14 protein-coding genes are annotated in these 11959 nt (G+C 69.5%); 10 read left to right on the top strand and 4 right to left on the bottom strand.

What is annotated here, in order from left to right:
* Nucleotides 1–32: 32 nt before the first annotated feature.
* The 3 genes from BGM09_RS12675 to BGM09_RS12665 all read right to left on the bottom strand — a co-directional run bounded on the left by BGM09_RS12675 (nt 33) and on the right by BGM09_RS12665 (nt 1660).
* On the bottom strand, nt 33–206 hold the full coding sequence (locus BGM09_RS12675) for an FxLD family lanthipeptide (RefSeq protein WP_188281634.1): 174 nt from the start codon (nt 204–206) through the stop codon (nt 33–35).
* Nucleotides 207–833: 627 nt separating this feature from the next.
* Nucleotides 834–1229 (bottom strand): hypothetical protein, encoded by a 396-nt coding sequence (locus BGM09_RS38490; protein WP_188281633.1) that lies wholly within the window; start codon nt 1227–1229, stop codon nt 834–836.
* Complete coding sequence (locus BGM09_RS12665; RefSeq protein ID WP_188281632.1) at nt 1226–1660, bottom strand: ATP-binding protein; 435 nt, start codon at nt 1658–1660, stop codon at nt 1226–1228. Before BGM09_RS12665 ends, BGM09_RS38490 begins: the two co-directional genes overlap by 4 nt.
* A gap of 210 nt (nt 1661–1870) precedes the next feature.
* On the opposite strand from BGM09_RS12665, the gene BGM09_RS12660 reads away from it, so the two are divergent.
* The 3 genes from BGM09_RS12660 (at nt 1871) to BGM09_RS12650 (ending at nt 3585) form a co-directional block, all read left to right on the top strand.
* Nucleotides 1871–2710 carry a helix-turn-helix transcriptional regulator gene (locus tag BGM09_RS12660; RefSeq protein ID WP_317452678.1) on the top strand — a complete coding sequence of 280 codons (840 nt, stop codon included), beginning with the start codon at nt 1871–1873 and terminating at the stop codon, nt 2708–2710.
* Complete coding sequence (locus BGM09_RS12655) at nt 2707–2916, top strand: DUF397 domain-containing protein (RefSeq protein ID WP_188281630.1); 210 nt, start codon at nt 2707–2709, stop codon at nt 2914–2916. The genes BGM09_RS12660 and BGM09_RS12655 overlap by 4 nt, the downstream gene beginning before the upstream one ends.
* Before the next feature lie 189 nt (nt 2917–3105).
* Nucleotides 3106–3585: a pyridoxamine 5'-phosphate oxidase family protein gene (locus BGM09_RS12650; RefSeq protein ID WP_188281629.1), complete on the top strand. Its 480-nt coding sequence runs from the start codon at nt 3106–3108 to the stop codon at nt 3583–3585.
* A 108-nt stretch (nt 3586–3693) separates the two neighbouring features.
* Here the strand turns inward: BGM09_RS12650 and BGM09_RS12645 are convergent, their stop codons facing one another.
* On the bottom strand, nt 3694–4689 hold the full coding sequence (locus tag BGM09_RS12645; RefSeq protein ID WP_188281628.1) for a C40 family peptidase: 996 nt from the start codon (nt 4687–4689) through the stop codon (nt 3694–3696).
* Between the two features lie 607 nt (nt 4690–5296).
* Here BGM09_RS12645 and BGM09_RS12640 point away from each other — a divergent pair.
* The 7 genes from BGM09_RS12640 to BGM09_RS12610 all read left to right on the top strand — a co-directional run.
* Complete coding sequence (locus BGM09_RS12640; protein WP_188281627.1) at nt 5297–5656, top strand: NADH-quinone oxidoreductase subunit A; 360 nt, start codon at nt 5297–5299, stop codon at nt 5654–5656.
* Nucleotides 5657–5710: 54 nt separating this feature from the next.
* Nucleotides 5711–6265 carry a NuoB/complex I 20 kDa subunit family protein gene (locus tag BGM09_RS12635; RefSeq protein ID WP_188281626.1) on the top strand — a complete coding sequence of 185 codons (555 nt, stop codon included), beginning with the start codon at nt 5711–5713 and terminating at the stop codon, nt 6263–6265.
* Nucleotides 6262–6999, top strand: a complete 738-nt coding sequence (locus tag BGM09_RS12630) for an NADH-quinone oxidoreductase subunit C (RefSeq protein WP_188281625.1) — start codon at nt 6262–6264, stop codon at nt 6997–6999. Before BGM09_RS12635 ends, BGM09_RS12630 begins: the two co-directional genes overlap by 4 nt.
* The gene (locus BGM09_RS12625; RefSeq protein WP_188281624.1) at nt 7000–8334 is read left to right on the top strand and encodes an NADH-quinone oxidoreductase subunit D; all 1335 of its coding nucleotides are present in this window, start codon (nt 7000–7002) and stop codon (nt 8332–8334) included.
* Nucleotides 8331–9119 (top strand): NADH-quinone oxidoreductase subunit NuoE, encoded by a 789-nt coding sequence (gene nuoE, locus BGM09_RS12620; protein WP_223186738.1) that lies wholly within the window; start codon nt 8331–8333, stop codon nt 9117–9119. Before BGM09_RS12625 ends, nuoE begins: the two co-directional genes overlap by 4 nt.
* Nucleotides 9119–10453, top strand: a complete 1335-nt coding sequence (nuoF, locus tag BGM09_RS12615; RefSeq protein ID WP_188281623.1) for an NADH-quinone oxidoreductase subunit NuoF — start codon at nt 9119–9121, stop codon at nt 10451–10453. The genes nuoE and nuoF overlap by 1 nt, the downstream gene beginning before the upstream one ends.
* Nucleotides 10450–11959: NADH-quinone oxidoreductase subunit G (locus BGM09_RS12610; protein WP_188281622.1), on the top strand; the 1510-nt coding region annotated here is incomplete at its 3' end. The genes nuoF and BGM09_RS12610, both read left to right, overlap by 4 nt.

Here is an 11959-nt window from a genome sequence, read left to right as displayed (position 1 = left end):
CACGGACTTCGGACTTCAGCTCGGATCAGGTGTCAGCTCGCGCACGCCGAGGCGCACGTGCTGCCGCACCCGTCACCGGTGCCGCAGTCGGTGGGGACGACGGTGGGCGAGTCCGTGATGGCGATGTCGAGCTGCCACTCGTCCGGGGTGGTGGTCGTGGTGTTGACCGTGGCGTTGACCGGCTTGATCTCGGTCGCAGTGGACAAGGCAATACCTCCGATGTAGAGACTGATTGTTTACCGAGCGGAAATGAATTCCTGCTCGCCCAGGAAAGCTAGCCCGTCGACTCGGCCAAGGGAAGAGGGAATTGAGCCTGTGTCGCAACTGGCATATGTGAATGACGTTGAAATTAATTCAGGCATGCGGAGTTTCCGGATTGGCCTACGACTTAGTTAGTCGCGTGCGTGAGGTCAACCCAGACAATGTGGTCGCAATTTCGCCACTTCCCGATTCCTGAACCGCCCCCTTTCTGAATCGGCGTGGTGAATTAGAAGGGTCCGGCCGGCGAGGAGCAACTCGCTGGACGGGCACGTCAGGCGGCGGGAAGGTACTTCCGGCCCGCACTTCCAAGGGAGTCGCATGAGGACACTCCTGTTTGCGCCTCAACCTTCCCGCCGCTGCTCAGCTGGTCGGGAGAGTGTCGGGAGGCACGGCCGGCCCGGGGAGTTCTCGGACTGATCCGGGCCGTGCCTCCTGTCGCGAACGCTCCCCCGAGGGTCCTGCGCTCGCGAGCCTCGCCGGGCAAGGGCCCCTGGCCCGGCGAGGAGCTTTTGGTCGGCGTCGAACGTGGGCTGCCCACCCATGCGCGGAACCTCTCTGCTACGGGGGCAGCTTCATGGCTCGACGCTATCCCGGCAGGTGTCGATCGGGACGCGCCACGGGTCGGTCACCTGCCAGGTGTGGGCGCCTGGGTGGTCGGCGTATTCGCAGCAGGGCACGGAGTCGGGGGCGGGGCCAACCGCTTGGCAGTCGGGGAGGGCGAAGACGGCGGTGGGGTGGTGGCCACGGATCCAACGGGTCCACAGCGAGCCGGACTCGGGGCCGTCCAGCTCCATGACGAAGGCGTGGTGGTCCCCGGAGTCGTGGCTTTCGAGGGTGCAGCGCAGTTGCCGCTGGACGTCCTCGGGCTCGGCGGCTCCGCGCCTGGACGGGAAGTCCCTTGCCCGGTCGGCTAGTTCGGCGCTGAGGTAGGTGCGTTCGCCGCATACGGGGCGGCCGGTTCGGCTCATGCGGCGTTCGCGGGGGCGGCGGCCGGAAAGGGCAGTTGTGCCCAGACCGTCTTCCCCGAGGTCGGGGCCGGATAGGCGTACCCCCATCGCCGGCTGAGGCCGCTCACCAGCCGCAGCCCCCGCCCGCCCGTCTCGTCGTCGGCCGGTTGCCGCAGGACGGGGGGCCGACGGTCGTCGTCGTAGACACAGACGAGCAGGTGGTCCGGTAAGCGGCGCAGCGTCAGCAGACAGGTGCGGGCCTTGGTCGGCTCGCCCGCGTGGCGGAGGGAGTTGGTGACCAGCTCGGAGATGACCAGCAGGGCATCCTCGGCGGTGTCGGCCGGAAGCTCCCACTGCTTGAACACGGCCTGCGCATGGGCGCGGGCCCAGTGAACGGCCGCCGGTTCACAGGCCAGTTCCAGGTGGTGCGTGGAGTTACTCGCGTCTCTCATGTCGGAGCCTTGCGCGTCGGGTGCGGCGTGGAGCGGGCCGCCGGGGGCGGTGGGGACGGACGGTCACTCGGCTCGGCAGCGGCCGGAACAGCGGCGCGCTCAGACACCGCCGTTCCTCTGTGTAGTGCTGCCACTACCCAGCGCCCTCAGAGTGGCTTACAGTCGGTGATCCCTCAACGTGGGGGGCCCGGCGAGAGAGTTGGGGGCACGGTGGTCAACCGCAAGGAACTGCACCCTGAAAGCAGCCCGCAGGCGGCCTTCGGAGCGCGTTTACGCAGTTTGCGCGAGGCGCGTGGCTGGATCCAGGAGAGTCTGGCCGACGAGATCAGATATTCCAGCAAGCACATTTCGGCGATCGAAACTGGTCGCAGGGTGCCAACTCTCCGCTTCGCGCGGAATGCGGACACCGCCTTCGGCCTCGCCAACACCTTCGACTCCTTCGAGCGCGAGTGGCGCGAGATGCGGCAGGGCAGCCTGCTGGAGGGCTTCCCGGAATACGTCGGGTACGAGGCTAGGGCCGCGGAGATCCGTCTCTACGAGGTCGGTGTCATCCCGGGTCTGCTCCAGACGCCCGCCTACGCGGCGGTGTTGGCGGACAGCGCGGTGAAGCGCGGCGTGATCACCCCCGAGCAGGCGCAGGAGCGGATCGACCTGGTGGCGGACCGGCAGGCCGCGCTCGTCCGTCAGCCCGCGCCGCTGGTCTTCGTGGTGCTGGACGAGAGCTGTGTCCGGCGGCCCATCGGGGGACCGGAGGTCATGGAGGAGCAGTTCGACCGCTTGCTGGGATTCGCCGAGCTGTCCACCAGCGTGCTGCAAGTGGCCCCGTTCTCCATGGGTGTCCGGCGGCCGTTCAACCTGCCGATAACGGTGCTGACCATGGCGGACCGCTCCCTCATGTCGTACGCGGAGTCGGCCCAGCACGGACGTCTGGAGCGGGAAAGCACTTCCGTGCTGCCGATGCTCGCGGCCTATCATCAGCTACAGGCCGAAGCGCCGTCCCAGGCGGAGTCCGTGGCCATGATCGAGCACATGCGAAAGGGCACCCCGTGACGACCGAATCGCTCCGTTGGTTCAAGTCCTCCTACAGCGACAACGGCGGCCAGTGCGTCGAGGTCGCCACGAACACCGCGGCTTCGCGCGGCACCGTCGCCGTCCGCGACTCCAAGGACCCGTCCGGGCCCGCGCTCGGCTTCCCGGTGGACTCGTTCACCGCCTTCCTCGGCGCGCTCCGGGACGGGGAGTTCGGCACCGTCTGAACGCCGGTTCGGCGTCCCGGGTCGCTCGGTCATGGGGCGACTTTTCACCGCGTCCGGCCCGGGGGGCAACGGGATTTCGGGCCCGGGATCTGCGCGGGATCTGCCCGGGACCTGCGCGGGACCTAGGGCCGGAGGCCGAGGACCGGGGGCCGAGGCGCGGGGTTCGCGCGGGGCATAACGTGCGGGCGTATGACGGGAAACGAGCAGGCGGTGGTGGGCGGCGGCGGGCCGCGGAGCCGGGTGGCGCGGAAGGAGAACGCGCTGCGGCGGCTGGCGGAGGACGGCGACGTGTGGGCGGCGACCGCCGACGCGACGGGGGTGCCGTGCCTGGTGCCGCTGGCCTTCTGGTGGGACGGCGAGGCGATCTGGCTGTCGACCCGGCCGACCAATCCGACCGGCGCGAACATGGCGGCCACCGGCCAGGTGCGGCTGGCCTTGGGGACCACGAGGGACGTCGTGCAGATCGAGGGCACCGTGCGGGCGTACACCGCCGAGGAGTTGCCCGACGGGGTCGGGGACGCCTTCGCCGCGAAGGACGGCTGGGACCCGCGCACGTCCGACGGGCGCTACGACTTCTACCGGGTGACCCTGGAGGTGCTGCGCGCATACGGGACCGTGCCGGAGCTGGCCGGGCGCACCCTCATGCGGGACGGGAAGTGGCTGGTCTGAGCCGCCACCCACGGAGGACGTAAGCGGCAAAGAGAACATAACGGGCTTAAGGCCGCCGCGACTTCCCCGGCAGGGGCGGTCGCGGCGGCCTTCTGCGGAAGCAGGTCCTCAGAGAACCCTGACTGCCCAGTCGGGCATGTAGTCGGCCATCTGGTGAATGGCCACGGGGGTCGAGGGGTTGGCCGCGTCCAGGTACTGGCCGTCGCCGATGTAGACGCCGACGTGGTAGGCGCTGCCCTGGCCGCCCCAGAAGATGATGTCGCCGGCCTGCACGCTGCTGACCGAGACGGGGGTGCCGACGTTGGACTGCTCCTGGGAGGTGCGCGGCAGGTCGACGCCGACGGTGGCGTAGGCGACCTGGGTGAGGCCGGAGCAGTCGTACGAGTCGGGACCGGCGGCGCCGTACACGTACGGCTTGCCGATCTGCGACTTCAGGAAGCTGATCAGCTTCGCGGCGCTGCCGGTCGCCGTGGACGGGGTGGCCGACGCGGTGGGCGTCGACGTAACAGAGGACGAACCGGATGAACCAGAAGAACCAGACGAGTCGGTCGACGCCGTGACCAGCGCGGTGCGCTCGGCCGAGCGGGAGGCGGCCTGCGCGGCGGCGCGCTCCTTAGCGGCCTTGGCGGCCTCCGCGGCCTTCGCGGCCTTCGCCTCGGCCTCGGCCTTCGCCTTCGCGGCGGCCTTGGCGTCGGCGGCCTTCTTCGTGGCGGCGGCGTCCTTGGCCGCCTCGGCCACGGAGGCGTCCTTGGCGGCCTGGAGCTGCATCGCGATGGCGGCCTGGTCGATCGCCTGCGCGGCCTGCGCCGCGGTCACCTCGGTGGTCAGCGTGGACGCCTGGGCGGCCACGAGGTCCGCCGGTGTCAGGGCCGGAATGCCGTGCGCCGGAGTGGTGGTGGTGTCGGTGTTGTCGGCCAGAGCCGGGGCGGCGGAGCCGCCGAGAGCGATCGCGCTGACGACGCCGCCGACGAGTCCTGCCCTGCGTACCCAGTTGGGGCGGCCGGGGGCGGCGTGCCGTCGGCGGCCGGTATGCGATTCGGTGGGATGCGAGCCGGACGCGGAGGTCCGGTCGGACGCGGAGGTCCGTATCTGGTTCGGGGACATGCGGTCCTGGCTATCAGGAATGCTTGGTTCCGTTCAACAAAGGTGGGATGCGACACAGTTGACGTGCTCACGGCTCAAATGCCCAGTTTGTGATCTTGCCGCGCGAGCGCTTTCACCCGTTTTCGGATAGGCGGTCACCTATGCGCTCGTGCACGCTTTCACGCGGGTGAATCACGTGTGAATGCCGGGCTCCGGGGTCGTCGCCGCTCGACCGCCGCGCGCTATCACGCGGATTCGTCCAGTGCCAATTTGCCTCTGCCGAGCACGCCTTGATAATGCGCGCACCGCTCTGACCAGGGACAACGCTTCCGCTTGTGATGTGAAGTGATCCTTTGCGGCCGTTCCGCACCATGATCACCGCTCATCCGACTTCATGATCGTTCGTCAGGTGGTGGAGATCACAAAGGTCTTGGCGTACCCCGTGTCGCAGATCACAGACCGCCGGGCATAGGATGCAGGCGGCTCAGGCTTGTGAACTGCCTCACATAGAAGCGATCTTCGTCGTTTCGGTGACGCGGACCACCGGCCGGGGCCGGCTCCTCCGCCTACCGCGGCGGGGGGACACCCACGCAGTCATTGGCGACTGAAAAGGAAGGAGCGGGGGACGGTGAATGCCTACGCGCCCATCCTCGTACTGGGAGCCCTTGCGGCCGGGTTCGCGATCTTCTCCGTTTTGATGGCCTCGATCATCGGGCCAAAACGGTACAACAGGGCCAAACTGGAAGCGTATGAGTGCGGCATCGAGCCCACCCCGCAACCGGTCGGCGGGGGACGCTTCCCGATCAAGTACTACCTGACGGCGATGCTCTTCATCGTCTTCGACATCGAGATCGTCTTCCTCTATCCCTGGGCCGTCACCTTCGACCGGCTGGGGATGTTCGGCCTGGTGGAGATGCTCCTCTTCGTGCTCACCGTCTTCGTCGCCTACGCGTACGTGTGGCGGCGCGGCGGCCTGGAGTGGGACTAGGGAACGCCGAGAGGACCAGGGGACCAGGGGACAGAGGGGACCAGGAGCCAACGCATGGGTATCGAAGAGAAACTGCCGAGCGGATTCCTGCTCACGACCGTGGAGACCGCCGCGGGCTGGGTACGTAAGGCGTCGGTCTTCCCGGCCACCTTCGGCCTGGCCTGCTGCGCCATCGAGATGATGACCGCGGGCGCCGGGCGCTACGACATGGCCAGGTTCGGCATGGAGGTCTTCCGCGGCTCGCCGCGCCAGGCCGACCTGATGATCGTGGCCGGCCGGGTGAGCCAGAAGATGGCCCCGGTGCTGCGCCAGGTCTACGACCAGATGCCGAACCCCAAGTGGGTCATCTCGATGGGTGTCTGCGCCTCCAGCGGCGGGATGTTCAACAACTACGCGATCGTGCAGGGCGTCGACCACGTCGTGCCGGTCGACATCTACCTGCCCGGCTGCCCGCCGCGCCCCGAGATGCTGCTGGACGCGATCCTCAAGCTGCACGAGAAGATCCAGCACTCCAAGCTCGGCGTGAACCGCGAAGAGGCGGCCCGCGAGGCGGAGGAAGCGGCCCTCAAGGCGCTCCCGACGATCGAGATGAAGGGGCTGCTCCGGTGACCGGCCAAGAACCCGAGACCCCCGAGAACCTGCCAGGACAGCGCGCCGACGCCGGTGAGGTCATCGGCGTCCGCAAGGGCATGTTCGGCGCCAACAACGGCGGCGACACCAGCGGTTACGGCGGCCTGGTCCGTACCGTCCGGCTGCCCGGCGCGAGCAGCAGGCCGTACGGCGGCCCCAAGGGCGGACCCGACGGCGTCTTCGACGAGATCGCCGACGAGCTGGAAGGCGCCCTCGACGAGCAGGGCCTGCCGCCGGCCGAGGCGATCGAGAAGACCGTCGTGGACCGCGGCGAGCTGACCTTCCACATCGCCCGCGAACACCTGGTCACCGTCGCCAGGACGCTCCGCGACGACCCGGCGCTCCGCTTCGAGCTGTGCCTCGGCGTCAGCGGCGTGCACTACCTCGGCGACGAGGGCCGCGAGCTGCACGCGGTCTACCACCTGCGCTCGATCACCCACACACGGCTGATCCGCCTGGAGGTCAGCGCCCCCGACGCCGACCCGCACATCCCGTCGCTGGTCGCGGTCTATCCGACCAACGACTGGCACGAGCGCGAGACGTACGACTTCTTCGGCATCGTCTTCGACGGCCACCCGGCGCTCACCCGGATCATGATGCCGGACGACTGGCCGGGCCACCCGCAGCGCAAGGACTACCCGCTCGGCGGTATCCCCGTCGAGTACAAGGGCGCCCAGATCCCGGCTCCCGACCAGCGGAGGTCGTACAGCTAAATGAGTACTCACCACGCACCCCAGCAGGCCGACGAGCGGGAGACCACCGAAGGCCGGGTCTTCACCGTCACCGGCGGCGACTGGGACGAGCTGGCCGAGACCGTCAGCAAGGCCGACGACGAGCGCATCATCGTCAACATGGGCCCGCAGCACCCGTCCACCCACGGTGTGCTCCGGCTGATGCTGGAGATCGACGGCGAGACGGTCACCGAGGCCAGGTCGGGTATCGGCTACCTGCACACCGGCATCGAGAAGAACATGGAGTTCCGGACGTGGACCCAGGGGTCCACCTTCGTGACGCGCATGGACTACCTGACGCCGCTGTTCAACGAGACGGCGTACTGCCTGGCCGTCGAGAACCTGCTCGGCGTCACCGAGCAGGTGCCGCAGCGCGCCACCGACATCCGCGTGCTCATGATGGAGCTCAACCGGATCGCGTCCCACCTGGTCTGCATCGCCACCGGCGGCATGGAGCTGGGCGCGACCACGATCATGATCTACGGGTTCCGCGACCGTGAGTACATCCTCGACATCTTCGAGCTGATCACCGGCCTGCGGATGAACCACGCGTACGTCCGCGTCGGCGGCCTCGCGCAGGACCTGCCGCCCGGCGCGATCGACCTCGTCCGCGAGTTCGTGAAGACCTTCCGCAAGAATCTGCCCGAGTACGACAAGCTCGCCACCGGCAACCCGATCTTCAAGGGCCGCATGGTGGACGTCGGTTACCTGGACCTGGCCGGGTGCATGGCGCTCGGCGCCACAGGACCGATCCTGCGCGCCGCCGGACTCCCGCACGACCTGCGCAAGTCCGACCCGTACTGCGGCTACGAGAACTACGACTTCGAGGTACCGACCGCCGACACCTGCGACTCCTACGGCCGCTTCCGGGTCCGCCTGGAGGAGATGCACCAGAGCCTGCGGATCGTGGAGCAGGTGCTCGACCGGCTCGCGCCCGGCCCGGTGATGGTCGAGGACAAGAAGATCGCCTGGCCCGCGCAGCTCGCGCTCGGCCCCGACGGCCTCGGCAACTCGCTCGACCACATCAAGAAGATCATGGGCACCTCGATGGAGGCCCTGATCCACCACTTCAAGCTGGTGACCGAGGGCTTCCGGGTCCCGGCGGGACAGTCCTACGCGGCGATCGAGTCGGCCAAGGGCGAGCTGGGGGTGCACGCGGTCAGCGACGGCGGCACCCGCCCGTTCCGGGTGCACTTCCGCGACCCGTCCTTCACCAATCTCCAGTCCATGGCGGCGATGTGCGAGGGCGGCCAGGTCGCCGACGTCATCGTCGCGGTGGCGTCCATCGACCCCGTGATGGGAGGCGTCGACCGATGACAGACGTGGCCATGGGTGCCACCGGGGGAGTGTCCCTGGGCATCCCGCAGATGCCCGCCCCGGACTTCCCGGCCGATGTGCGCGCCCGGCTGGAGGCCGACGCCAAGGAAGTGATCGCCCGCTACCCCGGATCGCGCAGCGCCCTGCTGCCGCTGCTGCACCTCGTGCAGTCCGAGGAGGGGTACGTCACCAGGACCGGCATCCGGTTCTGCGCCGAGGTGCTCGGCCTGACCACCGCCGAGGTCACCGCGGTCGCGACCTTCTACACGATGTACCGGCGCAAGCCGTCCGGCGACTACCAGGTCGGCGTGTGCACGAACACGCTGTGCGCGGTCATGGGCGGCGACGCGATCTTCGACGAGCTGAAGCAGCACCTCGGCGTCGGCAACGACGAGACGACCGAGGACGGCAAGGTCACGCTGGAGCACATCGAGTGCAACGCGGCCTGCGACTTCGCGCCCGTCGTGATGATCAACTGGGAGTTTTTCGACAACCAGACGCCGGAGTCGGCCAAGCAGCTCGTGGACGACCTGATCGCCGGACGCGAGGTCCGGCCGACCCGCGGCGCGCCCCTGTGCACGTACAAGGAGACCGCCCGCATCCTGGCCGGTTTCCCCGACGAGCGCCCCGGCGCGGTCGAGGCCAGCGGCGGCGCGGGCCCCGCGTCCCTCACCGGTCTGCGGCTGCACAAGGGCGAGACCCCCTCGCGGGTGGTCACCCAGCGCGCCGAGCCGGACGACCGGCCCACCGGCGGAGCGACCCGTGCCCCCGAGGAGGGCGAGTGATGACCGTGGACTCGGCGGAGAAGCTGCTCGCCCCCGTGCTGTCGGCGTTCTGGGACGAGCCGGAGTCCTGGACGCTGGACACCTACCGCGCGCACGAGGGCTACCAGGGCCTGGACAAGGCGCTCGCGATGGCGCCGGACGACGTGATCGCGTACGTGAAGGACTCGGGGCTGCGCGGCCGTGGCGGCGCGGGCTTCCCGACCGGCATGAAGTGGCAGTTCATCCCGCAGGGCGACGGCAAGCCGCACTACCTCGTGGTCAACGCGGACGAGTCGGAGCCGGGCACCTGCAAGGACATCCCGCTGCTCTTCGCGAACCCGCACTCCCTCATCGAGGGCATGATCATCGCGTGTTACGCGATCCGCTCCAGCCACGCCTTCATCTACCTGCGCGGCGAGACGGTCCCCGTCCTGCGCAGGCTGCACGAGGCGGTGCGCGAGGCGTACGCGGCCGGTTACCTCGGCCGCGACATCCAAGGCAGCGGATTCGACCTGGAGCTGACCGTCCACGCGGGCGCGGGCGCGTACATCTGCGGTGAGGAGACGGCGCTGTTGGACTCCCTGGAGGGCCGTCGCGGCCAGCCCAGGCTCCGCCCGCCCTTCCCCGCCGTCGAGGGCCTGTACGCCTGCCCCACCGTGGTGAACAACGTGGAGTCGATCGCCTCGGTTCCCGCGATCATGCAGCGCGGCAAGGACTGGTTCAAGGCGATGGGCAGCGAGAAGTCCCCCGGCTTCACGCTGTACTCGCTCTCCGGGCACGTCGCCAAACCCGGGCAGTACGAGGCGCCGCTCGGCATCACGCTGCGGCAGCTCCTCGACCTCGGCGGCGGCATGCGCCCTGGCCACCGGCTGAAGTTCTGGACCCCCGGCGGCTCCTCGACCCCGATGTTCACCGAAGAGCACCTGGACGTCGCGCTGGACTACGAGGGCGTCGGCGCCGCCGGATCGATGCTCGGCACCAAGGCGCTCCAGTGCTTCGACGAGACGACCTGCGTGGTGCGGGCCGTCACCCGCTGGACCGAGTTCTACGCCCACGAGTCCTGCGGAAAGTGCACGCCGTGCCGTGAAGGCACGTACTGGCTCGTCCAGTTGCTGCGCGACATCGAAGCGGGCAAGGGCCGGCCCGAGGACCTGGACAAGCTCAACGACATCGCCGACAACATCAACGGCAAGTCCTTCTGCGCGCTCGGCGACGGCGCCGCCGCCCCGATCTTCTCCTCACTCAAGCACTTCCGCGCGGAGTACGAGGAGCACATCGAGCGCAAGGGCTGCCCCTTCGACCCGGCCCGCTCCACCGCCTGGGCCGACAAGTCCCGTACGGAGGCCCACGCGTGACCGTCACTACCAACGCACCCTCCGGAGGGGGTCAGGCGGCGGTGCCGCCGGAAGATCTCATCTCCGTGCAGATCGACGGCATCGCGGTGTCCGTCCCCAAGGGGACGCTGGTCATCCGGGCCGCGGAACTGCTCGGCATCGAGATCCCCCGGTTCTGCGACCACCCGCTGCTCGACCCGGCCGGGGCCTGCCGCCAGTGCATCGTGGAGGTCGAGGGCCAGCGCAAGCCGGTCGCGTCCTGCACGATCACCTGCACCGACGGGATGGTCGTCAAGACGCAGCTCTCGTCGCCGGTCGCCGAGAAGGCGCAGCGCGGCGTGATGGAGCTGCTGCTGATCAACCACCCGCTGGACTGCCCGGTCTGCGACAAGGGCGGCGAATGCCCGCTCCAGAACCAGGCGATGCAGGTCGGCGACACCGACTCGCGCTTCGAGGGCAAGAAGCGGACGTACGAGAAGCCGGTGCCGATCTCCGCCCAGGTGCTGCTGGACCGCGAGCGGTGCGTGCTGTGCGCGCGCTGCACCCGGTTCAGCAACCAGGTGGCGGGCGACCCGATGATCGAGATGCTGGAGCGCGGCGCGCTCCAGCAGATCGGCACCGGGGTCGGCGACCCCTTCGAGTCGTACTTCTCCGGCAACACCATCCAGATCTGCCCGGTCGGCGCGCTCACCTCGGCCGCGTACCGCTTCCGCTCCCGGCCGTTCGACCTCGTGTCGTCGCCGTCGGTGTGCGAGCACTGCGCGGGCGGCTGCGCGACCCGTACCGACCACCGCCGCGGCAAGGTCATGCGGCGGCTCGCGGCCGACGACCCGCAGGTCAACGAGGAGTGGATCTGCGACAAGGGCCGCTTCGGCTTCCGCTACGCGCAGCGCCCCGACCGCCTCGCCCACCCCCTGGTCCGGAACGCCGAGGGCGAACTCGTCCCCGCGTCCTGGCCCGAGGCGCTGGCCGCCGCCGCGGCCGGGCTCAGCGCGGCGCACGGCCGGGCCGCGGTGCTGTCCGGCGGACGCGTCACGGTCGAGGACGCGTACGCGTACGCCAAGTTCGCCCGCGTCGTGCTCGGCACCAACGACGTGGACTTCAGGGCCCGCGCGCACTCCGCCGAGGAGGCCGACTTCCTGGCCGCCACGGTCGCCGGGCGCGGCCTTGACCTGTCGGGCACCGGCATCACGTACACGGCGCTGGAGAAGGCGCCGGCCGTACTGCTGGCGGGACTTGAGGCCGAGGAGGAGGCCCCCGGGGTCTTCCTGCGGCTCCGCAAGGCGCACCGCAAGCGCAAGCAGCAGACGTACGCCCTGGCCACGCACGCCACCCGCGGCCTGGAGAAGGCGGGTGGCGTTCTGCTGCCCGCCGCCCCCGGCACGGAACCCGAGTGGCTGGACGCGCTCGCCGGGGGCGTCGGCCTGGACGAGACCGGGCAGGCCGCGGCCGAGGCGCTGCGCGCCGCGGGCGCCGTCATCCTGGTCGGCGAGCGGCTGGCCGCCGTGCCCGGGGCCCTGACCGCCG

This window comes from Streptomyces sp. CBMA29 (assembly GCF_014596445.1).
GTDB lineage: Bacteria > Actinomycetota > Actinomycetes > Streptomycetales > Streptomycetaceae > Actinacidiphila.
This window is presented reverse-complemented; position numbering and strand designations above follow the sequence as displayed.

Bases quoted from the DNA above. Each gene is read 5' to 3' on its own strand.
- BGM09_RS38490 (WP_188281633.1), bottom strand. From the start codon at position 1,229: ATGAGCCGAACCGGCCGCCCCGTATGCGGCGAACGCACCTACCTCAGC.
- BGM09_RS12665 (WP_188281632.1), bottom strand. From the start codon at position 1,660: ATGAGAGACGCGAGTAACTCCACGCACCACCTGGAACTGGCCTGTGAA.
- BGM09_RS12650 (WP_188281629.1), top strand. From the start codon at position 3,106: ATGACGGGAAACGAGCAGGCGGTGGTGGGCGGCGGCGGGCCGCGGAGC.
- BGM09_RS12645 (WP_188281628.1), bottom strand. From the start codon at position 4,689: ATGTCCCCGAACCAGATACGGACCTCCGCGTCCGACCGGACCTCCGCG.
- BGM09_RS12635 (WP_188281626.1), top strand. From the start codon at position 5,711: ATGGGTATCGAAGAGAAACTGCCGAGCGGATTCCTGCTCACGACCGTG.
- BGM09_RS12625 (WP_188281624.1), top strand. From the start codon at position 7,000: ATGAGTACTCACCACGCACCCCAGCAGGCCGACGAGCGGGAGACCACC.
- nuoE (WP_223186738.1), top strand. From the start codon at position 8,331: ATGACAGACGTGGCCATGGGTGCCACCGGGGGAGTGTCCCTGGGCATC.
- nuoF (WP_188281623.1), top strand. From the start codon at position 9,119: ATGACCGTGGACTCGGCGGAGAAGCTGCTCGCCCCCGTGCTGTCGGCG.